Source organism: Salegentibacter sp. UBA1130, from assembly GCF_002311535.1.
Taxonomy (GTDB): Bacteria; Bacteroidota; Bacteroidia; order Flavobacteriales; family Flavobacteriaceae; genus Salegentibacter; species Salegentibacter agarivorans.
The window spans coordinates 451336-467621 of sequence record NZ_DCAP01000020.1 but is presented as its reverse complement, the minus strand read 5'-3'; the positions used below and the strand labels follow the sequence as shown (position 1 = coordinate 467621).

10 protein-coding genes are annotated in these 16286 nt (G+C 36.7%); 5 read left to right on the top strand and 5 right to left on the bottom strand.

Annotated elements, in window-relative coordinates:
- The first annotated feature begins 4 nt into the window (after window positions 1–4).
- The 4 genes from B4F31_RS07495 to B4F31_RS07480 all read left to right on the top strand — a co-directional run bounded on the left by B4F31_RS07495 (window position 5) and on the right by B4F31_RS07480 (window position 7673).
- On the top strand, window positions 5–3277 hold the full coding sequence (locus B4F31_RS07495; RefSeq protein ID WP_286761002.1) for a SusC/RagA family TonB-linked outer membrane protein: 3273 nt from the start codon (window positions 5–7) through the stop codon (window positions 3275–3277).
- Window positions 3278–3330: 53 nt separating this feature from the next.
- Window positions 3331–5088: a RagB/SusD family nutrient uptake outer membrane protein gene (locus B4F31_RS07490; RefSeq protein WP_177195684.1), complete on the top strand. Its 1758-nt coding sequence runs from the start codon at window positions 3331–3333 to the stop codon at window positions 5086–5088.
- A 121-nt stretch (window positions 5089–5209) separates the two neighbouring features.
- Window positions 5210–6607 (top strand): sulfatase family protein, encoded by a 1398-nt coding sequence (locus B4F31_RS07485; RefSeq protein WP_198036132.1) that lies wholly within the window; start codon window positions 5210–5212, stop codon window positions 6605–6607.
- A gap of 136 nt (window positions 6608–6743) precedes the next feature.
- Window positions 6744–7673, top strand: a complete 930-nt coding sequence (locus tag B4F31_RS07480; RefSeq protein ID WP_075325039.1) for a glycerophosphodiester phosphodiesterase family protein — start codon at window positions 6744–6746, stop codon at window positions 7671–7673.
- Between the two features lie 115 nt (window positions 7674–7788).
- Here B4F31_RS07480 and B4F31_RS07475 read toward each other — a convergent pair whose 3' ends face one another.
- The 5 genes from B4F31_RS07475 to B4F31_RS07455 form a co-directional block, all read right to left on the bottom strand.
- Entirely contained in the window at window positions 7789–8463 is a 675-nt protein-coding gene (locus B4F31_RS07475; protein WP_286761001.1) for a GDSL-type esterase/lipase family protein, read from the bottom strand.
- A gap of 119 nt (window positions 8464–8582) precedes the next feature.
- Window positions 8583–10220: an alkaline phosphatase PafA gene (gene pafA, locus B4F31_RS07470; protein WP_286761000.1), complete on the bottom strand. Its 1638-nt coding sequence runs from the start codon at window positions 10218–10220 to the stop codon at window positions 8583–8585.
- Window positions 10221–10254: 34 nt separating this feature from the next.
- Window positions 10255–10989 carry an MIP/aquaporin family protein gene (locus B4F31_RS07465; protein ID WP_075325036.1) on the bottom strand — a complete coding sequence of 245 codons (735 nt, stop codon included), beginning with the start codon at window positions 10987–10989 and terminating at the stop codon, window positions 10255–10257.
- Window positions 10990–10995: 6 nt separating this feature from the next.
- The gene (glpK, locus tag B4F31_RS07460) at window positions 10996–12486 is read right to left on the bottom strand and encodes a glycerol kinase GlpK (protein WP_093304445.1); all 1491 of its coding nucleotides are present in this window, start codon (window positions 12484–12486) and stop codon (window positions 10996–10998) included.
- Between the two features lie 2 nt (window positions 12487–12488).
- Entirely contained in the window at window positions 12489–14132 is a 1644-nt protein-coding gene (locus tag B4F31_RS07455; protein ID WP_075325034.1) for a glycerol-3-phosphate dehydrogenase/oxidase, read from the bottom strand.
- A 364-nt stretch (window positions 14133–14496) separates the two neighbouring features.
- Here B4F31_RS07455 and B4F31_RS07450 point away from each other — a divergent pair, with 364 nt between their 5' ends.
- On the top strand, window positions 14497–16074 hold the full coding sequence (locus B4F31_RS07450; protein ID WP_093304447.1) for a calcineurin-like phosphoesterase C-terminal domain-containing protein: 1578 nt from the start codon (window positions 14497–14499) through the stop codon (window positions 16072–16074).
- Window positions 16075–16286 lie beyond the last annotated feature (212 nt).

Genomic DNA, 16286 nt, shown 5'->3' with positions numbered 1-16286 from the left:
AATTATGAAACAAATTTTAAAACGATTAATGTTACTAACCTTCGTTCTTGGCGGGTGGGTTATACATGCCCAGGAAAGACCGGTTTCCGGGGTGGTGTCTGATGAAATAGGGATGCCTATACCTGGTGTTACTGTTCAGGAAAAAGGAACCTCTAATGGAACCGTTACAGATTTTGATGGAGAATTTTCTCTATCAGTTTCTGATAGCAATAATACTATTTTGGTTTTTTCCTTTTTAGGTTATGAATCTAAAGAAGTTAATATTGGATCTCAAGCTACATTTAATATTACATTAGAAGAAGATTCAGAAAGTTTAGATGAGGTAGTAGTTGTGGGTTATGGAACACAAAGGGAGGAGAACCTAGTAGGTTCAGTTAGCACTGCAGATTTGGGTAATATCGAAACTCGACCATCAGCCGATATTGCAAGTTCTTTGCAAGGAGCAGTGCCGGGATTAAATATTCGTTCGGCATCCGGTGGTGATCCCTCAACAACTCCAGAGATTAATATTCGGGGTTTTAATTCTATAAATGGTGGGTCTCCGCTTGTTATAATTGACGGGATTGAAGGTGATCTCGCAAATATAAACCCTAACGACATAGAAAGCGTAACGGTATTAAAGGATGCTGGTGCAGCGGCTATTTATGGAGCAAGAGGTTCATTTGGTGTAGTCTTAATAACTACAAAATCCGGAAAAGAAGGTGAGTTTAACGTGGAATACTCTAATAATATTGGTTTTACAACAAATACTACCCGAACCGATTTCGTTACTAACCCATATACATATGCTAAATGGGTTGACGATGCTATAGGTTCTTATCATAGTGGCTGTTACGTGTGTTATGAAGACGAAGATTGGGAGATTGCTCAACAAGTGGGGAATGGTGAGCGTGAACCTTTTTATGAACAACAACCTGACGGGACCTATAAATTCTTTGGAAACACAGATTTTTACGATGTCTTATTTAAAGATCGTAGATCCCACCAGATAAATAACATTTCTGTTTCGGGTGGTTCTGAAAAATTACGAGGAGTGATTTCTGGAAGAACCTATGAAAGAGAAAAAATTCAAAATATCCAGGATGCGGAAATGAAACGGTACAATCTCCAGCTTAAATTGACTGCTAAGCCTTATAAGTGGTTAGAATTAAATGCTTTGAGTAGGTTTAGTAGCAGGTATGATGAACAATATGCCGGAACGAAAAATGGTTGGGGCGATGAATTTGGGGTTAGTAAATGGAGAGATCTTTTCCCTAACCATCCTGCTTTTGTTGATGGGTATGGTGTTAGTGTAGGTCGTACCGGAAATGGTTATGTTGGTCGGCTGGGTGCTTTAAAAGAAGGAGCGGCTCATCGTCAATGGACGTATGAAAATCAAACGAATACTCTGGGGGCTGAAATAAAGCCACTCAAAGGCTTAGTGCTTAATATGAATTATAACTATAGCATTGATAGAACAGATAGAACATTTAATTATAAACCGTTTAGTTATCTCTCTGGAAATAAACTCGAGCTATTAGAAAACGAAGGTTTAAATCGACATAATGAATATCGTTGGAAAGATTATTATACTGCGATCAATATTTACGGAACCTATACCACTGAAATCGCCGATAAACATAATTTTAAGGTAATGCTTGGTTTTAACCAAGAAGAGTTTGACCGCGATAGAGTGGGAATGAGGATAGAGGATTTGCTAACAAGGGATAAAGCTAATATATCTTTTGGAACCGAAATGTTGGATATGGAAGGTTCTACCCTGGAATGGGCTATTCAAGGTTACTTTGGACGTTTTAATTATGATTATGACGGTAAATACCTTTTGGAAGTTAATGCGCGTTATGATGGTTCATCCCGTTTTCCTGAAGAGAATAGATGGGGGTTATTTCCATCTATAGCTGGTGGGTGGATTATTGATAAAGAAGACTTTTGGACGCCTTCCCTGGAAAATGTCATCTCTTCTTTAAAGCTAAAAGCCTCTTATGGTAAGCTTGGAAATCAAAGCGTAGGGGTAAATACCTTTAGACAATTAATTGGAATGGGGAGAACAACCTGGTTGTTCAATGGTGAACAGAGTAATTATGCCAGAGTACCTTCACCACTGCCGGCTAATATTGGATGGGAAAAAATAACCTCTACAAATGTTGGATTAAATATGGGATTCTTCGAGGATAAATTAACGACCTCTCTTGAAGTTTACGAACGTAATACCCGAGATATGTATTTACCTGGTCAACCGCTTCCAGCCGTTTTTGGAGCTTCGGAACCTAGAAGAAATTATGCTGCCATGCGGAATAGAGGTTTTGAAGTAACCCTGGGATATAATGATGAGTTTATGGTTTTGGGTTCTGAGTTATCTCTAAGTGCTCAAGCAAATGTGTCTAATAATACAGCAGAAATAACAAAATTTGATAATCCAAATGGTTTATTAAGTACTTTTTATGAAGGACAGCGAATAGGCGAAATATGGGGTTACCGTATAGATGGACAGTTCCAGTCAGATGAGGAGGCTGCCGCCTTTCAAAGTGAATACGGAAGAGATAACCTGTTTAGAGTTTATAGAGGAATATTGGATTACGGATCAAATAGTGACTGGAACCTATTGCGCGGAGGAGATCTTAGGTATGTAGATGTTGATGGTGATGGAAGTATAGACAATGGTAATAATACCCTGGAAGATCATGGGGACCTGGTTCCGATTGGAAATGCTTTACCTCAATTTCCTTTTGGTTTTAATATAAGTGCGACATGGAAGAATATTGACCTAACTGTTATAGGACAGGGAGTTGCAAAACAAGATTGGTATCCTAACGGGCCTTTATATTGGGCAACTTTCCATAGGCCTTATACATCTTTTATCAGAAAAGATTTATTAAACCAGGTATGGGATCCAGCACATCCTAACGATCCAAACAGAATATTTCCACAAAGACAAAGAGCATATAATGCTTTAAGTAATGGTCGTATGTCTTATAATTATAATGACCACTTTTTAACCAATATTGGTTATTTAAGAATTAAAAACCTAACCCTGGGATACACCATTCCGCCAACTTTTACTAAAAAGATTAATGTAAAGAGACTAAGAGTTTTTCTTAGTGGAGAAAATATATTTACATGGAGTTTTGGAGGTTTGACGAAATATCTGGATCCGGAAGAGGTGGGAGCTCACGTAAGTTATTCCAATCCAAATAGCGTGAGTGGAAGATCAGCAACGGATACCCAATTGTATCCTATGGGTAAAACCTTTTCGGCAGGCCTACAAATCAACCTATAATTTTCCCTTTGGGATAGAAGGTTAATAAAATATATAAATCAACAATGTTCAAAATGAAAAAAATAGATATACAGAAAAAGATAGTTCGTGTATCGTCGCTAGTAGCTTTATCGCTTTTTTTGATAAGCTGTGACGCTGATATACTAGACCAACCACCAGGGGATGCAGTAACTTCAGACGAGTTTTTCAATACAGGTGCTGACCTGGAAGCATATACCAATGACTTATATGATGTATTGCCGAGTACATCCGTGTACATGGACGATTCGGATTCAGATAATATTTTAGGTGTAAGTGCAGGAGATAGGCTTAGAGGGACTCGAAGAGTTCCAACTGACCGTGGGAGCGGAGGATGGTCCTGGGGTTATTTGCGTAGGATTAACTATTTTCTAGAAAATTACGATAGGGTAGATGATGCCGAAGCTACGGCGAAATATTCCGGAATTGCAAAATTTTTCAGAGCTTACTTTTATTTCGAAAAAGTGCAACGATTTGGTGATGTGCCCTGGTATAGTGAAGTAATTAACCAGGATGACGAGGAACTATTATTAAAAGCAAGAGATTCCAGAGAATTAGTAATGGATTCCATTATGGCTGATATTGATTATGCCATTGAAAATATACCTGCTGAGAAAGAATTAAATCGAATAACAAAATATACAGCATTAATTTTAAAAGCTCGTATCGCCCTATTCGAAGGAACATATAGAAAATATCATGGAATGGATGATTATGAAAGGTTTCTGTCGGAAGCAGCTTCCGCGGCAAAGCAGTTGATGGATTCGGGTGCATATGAACTTTATACAAGTGGGGGGGAGGACCAGGCATACCTGGATTTATTCGCAATGGAAGACCAAAACATGACGGAAACTATTTTAGCAGTAGATTATGAATTTGGATTAAGAACTCATGATCTTGCTTATCGCATGACTGCTCCTACCCAGGGAAGATGGGGGTTATCCAAAGATTTGGTGAATAGCTATTTAATGGCTGATGGCACTCCATTTACTGATCAACCCGGGTTTAACACTATGGAGTTTTATGAGGAGATGCAAAACCGAGACCCTAGATTAACCCAAACTACAGCAGGACCTGACTTTTCTACCTATGGCTCAGAGGAACGTGAGCCAGTTAATTTAGATATAACAAGGACGGGTTATAGAGTAATAAAAGCCCTTCCACCAAAAGGACCACAGTGGGGATCGGGAGGATCATTTAATGACCTTATACTTTTCCGATATGCGGAAGCCTTGTTGATTTATGCTGAAGCAAAAGCAGAGCTGGGTACATTAACTCAGGGTGATCTTGATATTTCAATAAATAAATTAAGAGATCGTGTAGGTTTACCACATTTAAATATGGCCGAAGCTAATGCTAACCCCGATCCTTATCAGGATAGTCTTTATGAGAATGTAGAAGGACCAAATAAAGGGGTGATCCTGGAGATTCGTCGTGAACGAAGAGTGGAGATGGTTAATGAAGGTTTACGATGGGATGATCTTATGAGATGGAAAGAAGGACAAAAAATTGAGGATCCTATTGAAGGAATATACTTTTCGGAATTAGGAGCTCACGATTTTAATAATGATGGTAATTATGATGTATATGTTCACGATGGGGATGCCTCTGGTGCACCAGACGAAGTAACCACAACGATAAATATAAATGAAAGACAACTTACAGAAGGTACCTCTGGAAATTTACTGCTATTCGAAGGTGGGAATTTTGACGAAACCAGGGATTATCTTTACCCCTTACCGCTGGAAGATTTAGAACTGAATGAAAATTTAGAGCAAAACCCTGGCTGGTAAGTGCAGTTGCAATATTCAAAATAATAAAAGTTTATCATTTGAACTGATTAATTATTATAGGAATTGATTAGCCAAAACCTGCCGTTTCTTTCTCGGCAGGTTTAATTTTAATTAGAGAAATTTGGTAAAAATAGGACAAATAATTAAAATCATTAACCGAACTGTAACTTCAAAAAAAATCCTTTTTCTATTTTTTCTTGTGGGAATTCAGGGCTTATTATTAGGACAGGAAAAACCTCCCAATGTAATTGTGATATTTGTAGATGACCTGGGATATGGCGATCTCAGTTCATTTGGTCATCCCACCATTAGAACGCCACATATAGATCAAATGGCGCAGGAAGGGGTGAAGCTCACTCAGTTTTATGTAGGGGCTAGCATATGTACCCCAAGTAGAGCTGCTTTATTAACCGGCAGGCTACCTATACGTAGTGGTATGGCTGGCTCCAAAAATAGTGGAAACGTTCTCTATCCAAGATCTACAGGAGGGTTGCCACAATCGGAAAAAACAATAGCAGAAGCAGTTAAAGAGAAAAATTATACTACCGGAATTATTGGTAAGTGGCATTTAGGACATTTACCTGAGTATTTACCATTAAATCACGGATTTGATTATTATTTTGGAATCCCTTACTCTAATGATATGCTCCCTCCACGTTATAAAAAAGCTCCTAAATTACCACTTTATGAGAATGAAGAGATTATAGAACACGATCCTAACCAGAAGCTATTAACCAAAAGGTATACTGAAAAAGCTATTGATTTTATAGAAGCTAACAGGGATAATCCATTCTTTTTATACTATCCAAATAATTTTCCTCATACTCCATTACATGTTTCGGATGATTTTGAAAATAGAAGTAAAAGGGGATTATATGGAGATGTAGTAGAGGAAATCGACTGGAGTGTGGGAGAAATACTAAAAACTCTGAAGGACTTAAATATTGACGAAAACACTTTTGTGGTTTTTACTAGTGATAACGGTCCCTGGCTTAAAAGAGGGAAAAAAGGAGGTTCTGCCGGACTACTTTATGAAGGTAAAGCTTCTACTTATGAAGGAGGGTTTCGAGTCCCTGCTGTGGTTAGATGGCCAGGAAAGATTCCTGCAAATCAAACCTTTGATGCAATTACCACTGCGATGGACCTGTATCCAACGATTTTAAATCTTATGGGCTCGCCATTGCCTGATGATCTTACTTTAGATGGTGTAGACCTTATGCCATTGTTAAGCGGAGAAAAAAAGAAGGTCAATGACGTTGTTTATTATTATTTAAGAGATGAGTTGTATGCAATAAGAAAGGGTAGCTGGAAAGCTCATTTTATAACTAAGCCTTCCTATTCCAAGGAGAAACCAAAAATTCACAAAACTCCTAAATTGTTTAATATTGATGTCGATCCTTCGGAAAAATATGAAATTGGAGAACATCACCCTGAAATCATTGAAGAAATAAAAGATATTTATAAAGAACATCAAAAGACTATAAAACCAGTTAAATCCCAATTAGATTTAGGGTATTAAAAGTGAAGAATTAATCTTTATAGCTATTTACAAAATAACCATCAATATTCCGATTCAGTAAAATTCTTTTAATTAGCCTTAACCTGTTAGAATGTGAAATTTGACAAAATTATATTAACCAAAATTTATATGAAAAATGAAAGGAATTAGATTACTAGTATGTTTATCTCTTATCGCTTCACTTAGTTGTAAGAATAACCGTGAAAATAACCAGGATGATAACTCAAGAAAGGATAATCCAGGGTCTAAAAAAGTGCAAGTGCAAGGTCATAGAGGGGATAGGGGTAATTTACCTGAGAACTCTATTCCTGCTTTTTTAAGTGCAGTAGAGAAAGGTGCTGACGTTCTGGAACTGGATGTTGTCGTCTCTCAGGATAAAAAAATAGTTGTTTCGCATGAACCCGTTATGTTAGCCTTGTATATGCTAACCCCAGATGGAGATAGTATAGCTAAAGAAAATGAGAAAAATTATAATCTTTATAAGATGGATTATGATAGTATTCGAAAGTTCGACAGTGGATCGAAAAAAAACCGTTTATTTCCTAATCAACAACCTCAAAAAACCTATAAACCTTTATTGAGTGAGGTTATTGATACTGTAGAGAATTATATTCAGGTTAATGATTTAGATGAGGTTAAATATAATATCGAAATCAAATCCTCTGAAAAGAATTATGGAATTTTTCAGCCGGAACCAGCTGATTTTGTCGATCTGGTGATGAATATAATTGAAGAAAAAGGCATTAAAAATAAGGTGAACCTACAATCATTCGATGTCAATATTTTACAAATTTTAAATGAGAAATATCCGGATATTGAAGTTGCGTATTTAGTATCCAAAGAAAGTATAAATAAGAATTTAGAGAAACTTGGATTCATACCAGATATTTACAGCCCTAATTACAAGCTCTTAAAGAATAAAGAAGTAGTAGATTCTATTAAAGAAAGAAATATGGATTTAATTCCCTGGACGGTAAATGAAGAGGAAGCTATAAATAAGATGTTGGAACTCAAAGTTGATGGTATTATTACTGATTATCCGGAAAGAGTGTTAAATAAAATATAGGTGTTATATTATTAAAATTGTTGATCTCTATTACAAAAAGAGAGGGTTTTGGCCCTCTCTTTTTTTATATTCCTGAATAAGTTTTATGCTCTATAAATTACCTTTATTAAGTAGTTTAATTTAAATAGGGTTTAAGGATCTTAGCCCAGTTTTTATAGGCATGTGCGTTTAAATGCAGGCCTTCCTCCGTAAACTTTCTACTTAACCGATTTTCTTTGTCTAGGAAATGTGGATGAATATCAATAAAGTTAACATCATAGGTTTTCGATAAGTTTTTCAATTCTTTATTTATGGCCAGTATATGTTCATCTTTATTATAATGGTTTTTATATCGTGTAAAGGTATTGTTGACTGGCAGAATACTCTGAATAAATACTTCAGTATTAGGACTTCCTTCTTTAATCCTACTGATTATTTTTTCATAGTTAGAAATGATCAATTCATCAGGATAATTTCTCGCAATATCATTTATACCTATAAGAATAAAAACCTTTGAAGGTTCGCCTTCAATAACTTCATCCAGTCTTTCCAATATACCGAAGGTGGTGTCCCCGGAAATACCACGATTTCTCGCATTCGGTAAACCGAGTAATTCATTCCAATTAGTCCCTGCTGTAATACTATTGCCAAGGAATGTTATATCCTCATTAGAATCAGGATAGCCTTGAAATTGATTTACCTGGATGTGGTAATTTCGCGGTCTATGCAAACTGTCTACCTCAATAGTTTGGGAAACCAGCGAGGTGGTAGTAACTAGTAGAATTACAAGTAAAAAGTTAGTAAGTTTCATTATTCAAATTTTAAAAGTAAATTTTATTTGGATTTTTTCCCTCTTTCCTGAACTCCTCCCTCGGGGAGATTCCGTGTTAAATATTTTAGAGAGTGTTATTCCAATCGATATATTTAAGCTTACTGATCTAACATCATGTACAGAGGTGCTCCACTAGCTCCACTAGGGAAAGCAATGCCCAATAGGCTGGCTACAGTTGGTGCAATATCAGGGATTTCAGAGCGCTCTGTAGTACTTCCTGGCTTTACTCCTGCGCCGAAAAAGATGAGTGGAGCATGGGTGTCATATGTAAGACCGCTGCCATGAGTAGATCCGGTTTTAGAATATACAATAGTAGCAGGATTCAAGACAAAAACCACATCCCCGCTGCGTTTTTGATTAAACCCATTTTGAAGTAATTCCCTAATACCACTGCTAAAGTTAGCGCCAGTAAGTTGACTACGTGTAACTACCTTATCAATCTGAGTCTGTTGAATACAATAGAAAGCCACAGAGTTCTCCAGCTCTTCAACACCGATATTTGCGTCTTTGAGCTTTTCATAATTAAAAAATATCTGTCCATTGGAAATATTCTGAATTAAATCTTCTTCATTGAATTCATTAAACACGTATTCTTCCAGGTCCTTTGTAAATTGGATATCATCAAAATATCCACCTGGAATCTTTACCGATTGTAAATAAGATGGAACATCTACAGCTCCATGGTCTGCAGTAAGAAATATCGTGTACTCTCCTTTACCAACATAGTTATCGAGGAATTCTAACAGTTTTGCTATATTTTTATCCAAACGTAAATAGGTGTCTTCTACTTCTTTAGAGTTTACACCAAAATTATGGCCAACATAGTCTGTGCTGGAAAAGCTCAATGTTAAAAAATCTGTGATGTTATCCTGGCCAAGATTTTCTCCTTTTAAGGCTGCCAGAGCAAAATCAGTAGTTAAATCATTGCCAAAAGGTGTAGAACTAATGATACCAAAATCACCATTTTTTCCGCTTAACGATTTTAAATCGTAGGGAAAAGTGGCTGTTTCCTTTCCTGTAAATCCGCGTTCAAAATCGTTCTCGTCTATTCCACTTGCCGTATAAGTTTCAATATCGTAAAGTGTATTCCATTCTTTTAGGTAGGATTCAACCTTTCCCGAGTTGTTGAAATCCTGGACCCATTTTGGTAAATCAACCCTGTAGAATGAACTTGTGATAAACTTTCCTTCATTTCCTCCATAAAACCAATAAGCTGCATTAGCGGTATGCCCGGCTGGCAAAATTGAGCCTCGATCTTTTAACGCCACACCTATAGTTTTACCCTTCATTTGGGTATGTAATCTGTTTTGATCGCTTACAGTGGTGGTTTTGAGTAATACCGGTGACATTTTTCCGGCCTTTGAATTGGTTCCTACCGGGGATACGGAATCATCATCAGTACAATACACAGATTCTCCCTTTACTTTATCAAACCAATTATTGCCAATAATACCATGATTCATAGGGGTTGTACCTGTCCATACTGAAGCATGGCCCGGCCCAGTATAGGTTGGCACATAATTAAAATGATGATTTTTAAAATTATATCCTTCTGTGACAAGACGTTTAAATCCGTCGTCTTCAAAACGGTCCCAAAAGCGGGTAAGATAGTCGTATCGCATTTGATCCACCACAATACCTACTACGAGTTTTGGTTTTTGTGGTTCTTCTCGCTTTTGAGCGTAGTTTTTTGAAATAAATAAGAGACAAATTATTAAAAGATATTTAGCTTTCATGGATAGGGCTTTAATAAAAAATTGATAGATGAATTTAAATATTTAAAAGAAGATATATGGCCGCTGCTATAGTGGCACCAATTAAAGGACCTATAATTGGTATCCAGGAGTAATTCCAATCGCTTTCGCATTTATTTTTTATAGGAACCAGAGAATGAATAATTCTGGGACCTAGATCCCTGGCAGGATTGATAGCATAACCGGTAGTTCCTCCTAAAGAAAGACCGATAGCCCATACTAAAAAAGCAACTGGTATGGCACCCAGAGAACCCATACCTATAGGAGTTTCACTTTCATTTCCCATTACAGGATTTGTTACATAGAAAATAACGAATATTAAGGTAAAGGTTCCAATAATTTCACTTAGTAAATTTGAAAATTTATTTCTAATAGCAGGGGCTGTACTGAACGCAGCTAAATGTAATGCAGAATTACTGGTGCAATTAAAATGTTCGCGATAAATGGCCCAAACTAGAAAACTTCCAGCCATTGCACCTAACATTTGTGCACCTATAAATATAGGTACTTTAGTCCAGGGGAATTCTCCAGCTATGGATAATCCTAAAGTTACTGCAGGATTAATATGTGCGCCACTATAAGGTGCGGCGATCACTACACCTGTAAAAACCGCCAACGCCCAGCCGGTGGTAATTACTATCCAACCCCCATTATTTCCTTTCGTTCCTTTTAAAACCACGTTGGCAACCACACCATTCCCCATTAATATTAAAAACATGGTACCGATAAATTCAGCGGTAAATTCATTCATGATATTTTAGTTTTTAGACCAACAATTAGTGGTGTTTATAGCACGTTGCCAACCCTCTAGCATTTCTTTCAAGGGGATTTTATCATTAGGGTTAAAACTTTCCATAACTTTCCATTTTGCTTTTATTTCTTCTATATCTTTCCATATTCCTGCACCTAATCCGGCTAAATAAGCTGCTCCCAAAGCGGTAGTTTCCGTGATTTCAGGCCGTAAGATACGAGTATTCAGAATGTCCGCCTGGATTTGCATCAAAAGGGAATTCACCGTAGCCCCGCCATCTACCCTTAATTCTTTAATACTTATTTTGCTATCAGCTTCCATAGCTTTTACTACATCATAGGTTTGGTATGCTATGCTTTCCAAGGCAGCCCTGGCAATGTGACTTTGGTTGCTTCCCCTGGTAATTCCTACAATAGTACCCCTAGCGTGCTGATTCCAGTGAGGAGCGCCTAAACCTGCAAAGGCGGGTACAAGATAAAGTCCATCAGTAGTTTCTACTTTTGCAGCTAATGCTTCTATTTCTGAAGCAGATGAAATTAATCCCATTCCATCCCGTAACCATTGTACTACAGCCCCAGCAATGAAGATGCTTCCTTCAAAAGCATAATTTATTTTATCCCCTATTTTCCAGGCAATAGTTGTAACCAATTTGTTTTTTGAAATTATGGGTTTATCACCAATATTCATTAAAAGAAAACATCCAGTACCATAGGTGTTTTTTGCCATTCCTTTTTCGGTACACATTTGTCCAAATAGAGCGGCGTGCTGATCACCTGCAATTCCGGTTATGGGAATTTTTTTCGAAAAAATCTCTCCTGAAGTCATAGATAGATCTCCACTGGAATCACAAACTCTGGGAAGCATGCTTTTTGGAATTTTAAACAAAGCTAATAGTTCCTCGTCCCATTCTAAGGTATGAATATTATAGAGTAAGGTTCGAGAAGCGTTTGTTACATCCGTTATATGGTCTTTACCATTACTTAAATTCCAAACCAGCCAGGAATCAATAGTTCCTAAGGCCAGTTTTCCTGCTTTGGCTTTTTCTTTAGCCCCTACAACGTTTTCGAGTATCCACCTGACTTTGGTAGCGAGAAAATAAGCATCTAAAACTAAACCGGTTTTTTCTCTTACCATCTCTTCGTGTCCCTCTTTTTTCAAAAAATCGCAATAGTCAGAGGTCCTACGATCTTGCCAAACTATGGCGTTATATACTGGTTCTCCTGTTTCACGATCCCATACCACCGTGGTTTCTCTTTGGTTGGTGATTCCTATTGCCTGAATATCATCTGACTTAAGTTTAGCTTTGGAAACTACTTCCGCAGCGACACTGATCTGGGAAGACCAAATTTCTCCTGGATCATGTTCAACCCAGCCAGGTTTTGGAAATATTTGCTCAAATTCTTTCTGCGCAACAGAAACCGGGCTTCCATTTTTATTGAATATAATAGCCCTGGAGCTCGTGGTTCCCTGGTCAAATGATAGTATATACTTTTCCATAATTATTTGGTTTCTATTTCTTGGGATTTTCTATTTACTGGGTTATAAGGTTCGGGTAAGTAATTTTGTGCCATTTTAATGAAATTTTTTATCTGGTGATTTTGCCAGGAAGAATCTTTTCCTAAAACATCAGCCATGATTATTGCCGTTTCTTCAGCTGCATCAATAGCTGCTCTTGCATCCAAAAATAACAAACGCGTTCTTCTGGCTAAAAAATCTTCTATTGTTCTGGCCATCTCATACTTTGCCGCCCATACCACTTCAGCTTTCAGAACTGGAAATTCTGGGTTAAGTCGTTCCTGTAGTTTTGGATTCTCCTCGGCTAATTTCATAATTAAGTCTGCATCACTACCGTAAATATCTAGATGATTCCCCGTTACTTTCTGGGTAGCACCGTGTATTTTTAAATGATCAGTTTTACTGGGTGATTTTTTCAAATTCCCCGTTTCAATAGCGAAATCAACGGTGTCTTCAGCCATTTTACGATAGGTAGTCCATTTTCCCCCGGTAATCGTTATAAGGTTAGATCTGGAAACCGTTAGTTTATGATCTCTGGAAATTTCTTTAGTTCCTTTGTCTTTATTAGGCTGCACTAATGGTCTCAAACCCGCAAACACACTTAAAATATCTTTCTTAGATGGTTTCCTGGTTAGGTATTCTTCAAGATTGTTTAATATAAAGTCTATTTCACTATCAAGGGCACTTGGTTCCAAAAGGTGCTGTTCTACAGGGGTGTCGGTAGTTCCTACAAGAAGATGGTCGTGCCACGGCAGTGCAAACAATACTCTTCCATCTGAAGTTGAAGGAATCATTAGCGCGTGATCACTTTTCATAAAAGATTTATCTAACACTAAATGAATTCCCTGGCTTGCCTTAACTAACGGGATTTTCGAAGAATCATTCATCTTAAGAATGTTATCTACAAAAACCCCCGTGGCATTGATGACAACTTTCGATTTAAAATTATACACGTTGCCGCTTTCGATATCTTTTGCTTTTACACCCGTTATTTTTTTGTTTTCATCCTTGCTAAGTTCGGTTACTTCAAAGTAATTAAGAAGATTGGCCCCCTGCTCAGCTGCACTTTGGGCTAAATTTATTGCAAGACGTGTATCGTCAAACTGCCCATCGAAATAAAGCACTCCTCCATTAAGGTTTTTTTTATTTATGTTTGGTAAATGGCTTAAAGTTTCCTCTCTGTTCAAGAATTTAGTTTTTTGAAATCTTAAACTTTTTGCCATCCAATCATAAATCTTCAAGCCAATTCCATAATAATACTTGTCCCAGGCTTTATAGCTTGGAATTATAAAAGGTAGCATTTTTACAAGATGAGGTGCATTCTTAATCATTAGCCCTCTCTCTTTCAGGGCATCCATAACTAAGCCTAAGTTTCCCTGCGCTAGATATCTTACTCCTCCATGTACAAGCTTTGTGCTTCTACTCGACGTCCCATTTGCGAAGTCTGCCTGCTCTAAAAGTAATGTTTTAAGGCCTCTTGAGCTGGCATCCAGAGCTGTCCCCAGTCCTGTTGCCCCTCCGCCAATAATTATTACATCCCAAATTTTAGAAAGGTCTAATTTAGAAAGTATGTGATCTCTTTTAAAAGAATCATTATCCGAATTCTCACGAGTATTTGTTTTTTTCATTCTATTTTGACTAATATTCTGTTTCAAATATATTATCAAAATGAAACTAAAACAAACAAAAAGTAATTTTTTATACTTATTTTTGATTTTAAATTATTTTGTTTGTTTATTTGATGTAGTAAGAATTTGACAAATAGACCCAAAAACAATGATATGATAAGAATTAATTCGTTTTATATGCTGGATAAATCCTGACCTCCAAATGAAACTACTGAAACCTCCTAAGCTGAAATCTAAGAGAGAAAATATCTGGAGACATCTTAGGTATGACATACATTCATTAGAAGATATAACCTTTTGATTACGTTTTATAAATAATAGCTTTCAATTTAAAACTGAAATTTACACCTCAAAATAGATTAGCATGAAGATTTTTAAACTTATTACTTATTTATTAATTACAATCCCTGGGTTGGTAATAGCGCAAAACGCAACAGGCACTATCTTCGAAGATAAAAACGGTAACGGAAAGCTGGATTCCAATGAAGCAGGAATACCAAATGTTGCCGTAACCAATGGCGAAAATGTAGTGCTTACAGACAAAAAGGGAAAATATAAATTACAGGCCTCCAACGATTTTATCATTTCCGTAATCAAACCTTCTGGATATGATTATCCAGTAAACGAAAATAATTTACCTCTATTTTATTATAACCATAAACCCAAGGGCTCACCAGATCTAAAATATGAAGGGGTTGAAGCTACGAGTGATTTACCGAGGAAATTGGATTTCCCTTTAATTAAAAACGACGATGAAAAAGAAAATTTTTCAGCTTTGATATTTGGGGACCCCCAGGTGTATAATGAAGATCAAGTGAGTTATTTTGAAAAAGGTCTGGTTTCCCAGGTAAATAAAAATGAAAATATATTATTTGGAATTTCGCTGGGAGACCTTGTAGGAAATAATTTAGATTTATTTAATCCATATATCCAGGTAATAAAAAAAATAGAACTACCGTGGTATAATGTTTTGGGTAATCACGATCTCAATTTTGATGTGGATAGGGATGAGCATAGTGATGAAACTTTTGAAAAGTTTTTCGGTCCTTCTAATTATGCTTTTAATTATGGTAAGGTACATTTTATTGTCCTGGATGATATATTATACCCGGATCCGCGGGATAATAAAGGATATTGGGGAGGTTTTAGGGAAGACCAACTTAACTTTATTGAAAACGACTTAAAACATGTTCCCAAAGATCATTTAATTGTTCTGTCTTTCCATATTCCATTAAGCGAACCTAATGGAGACGCTTTTAGGAATGAGGATAGGCAACGACTGTTTGAAATATTAAAAGATTTCCCAAATACTCTTTCTCTCTCGGCACATACCCATATTCAGAAACAGGATTTCTTTAATAAAGATGACGGCTGGCACGGAGAAAACCCCCATCACCATTTTAACGTGGGAACAACTAGTGGGGATTGGTATTCCGGTAAACTCAATGATAATGGTATTCCAGTATCAACTATGCGTGACGGGACACCTAAGGGGTATGCAGTTATAAATTTTAAGGATAATAAATACACCATAGATTACCAGGTTGCAGGTGAGTCCAAAGATTATAAAATGCAGATATTTTCGCCTAGAGTAGTGGCTAAGGACCAAAATACCAAGGCAGGTATTTATGTTAATTATTTTATGGGAAGCGAAAATGATAAAGTTGAATACCGAATTGATGACGGATCGTGGTCAGTTATGAAATATGTAGAAGATTATGATCCATCTTACGTAGCTATGGTTTATGAATGGGATTTAACCGAAGAATTGTTTTCCGGTAGACGACCATCTAATCCTATTAAAAGTAAACACCTATGGCGTGCAAAGATTCCAACGAAATTAGCTGAAGGAGTTCATACTATTGAAGTAAAAGTTGAAGATATGTTTGGAAGAATATTTACGCAGACCCACGAGTACAGGATTGTTCCACAAGATAAATAGTAGATTAATTTATCCATTAAAATTTATAGTTGAGAATGCCCATCCTCATACGATGAGCATTTTCTTTTTAATATGGATTCCTAAAAATTTACTTCAGAAATTAAATTTTGTTTCTTAAATGTTAGAGACGATGAGCTTATAAATAAAATGGGATGTGCATTAGGTTGTCGAACCAAAACTCTGAGTTTTTTTACTAACTTTCTCCCACTTTA

Excerpts from the sequence above, each read along its gene's own strand:
- B4F31_RS07455 (WP_075325034.1), bottom strand. The coding sequence starts at position 14,132 with ATGAAAAAAACAAATACTCGTGAGAATTCGGATAATGATTCTTTTAAA.
- B4F31_RS07490 (WP_177195684.1), top strand. The coding sequence starts at position 3,331 with ATGAAAAAAATAGATATACAGAAAAAGATAGTTCGTGTATCGTCGCTA.
- glpK (WP_093304445.1), bottom strand. The coding sequence starts at position 12,486 with ATGGAAAAGTATATACTATCATTTGACCAGGGAACCACGAGCTCCAGG.
- B4F31_RS07450 (WP_093304447.1), top strand. The coding sequence starts at position 14,497 with ATGAAGATTTTTAAACTTATTACTTATTTATTAATTACAATCCCTGGG.
- B4F31_RS07465 (WP_075325036.1), bottom strand. The coding sequence starts at position 10,989 with ATGAATGAATTTACCGCTGAATTTATCGGTACCATGTTTTTAATATTA.
- B4F31_RS07475 (WP_286761001.1), bottom strand. The coding sequence starts at position 8,463 with ATGAAACTTACTAACTTTTTACTTGTAATTCTACTAGTTACTACCACC.
- B4F31_RS07480 (WP_075325039.1), top strand. The coding sequence starts at position 6,744 with ATGAAAGGAATTAGATTACTAGTATGTTTATCTCTTATCGCTTCACTT.
- B4F31_RS07495 (WP_286761002.1), top strand. The coding sequence starts at position 5 with ATGAAACAAATTTTAAAACGATTAATGTTACTAACCTTCGTTCTTGGC.
- pafA (WP_286761000.1), bottom strand. The coding sequence starts at position 10,220 with ATGAAAGCTAAATATCTTTTAATAATTTGTCTCTTATTTATTTCAAAA.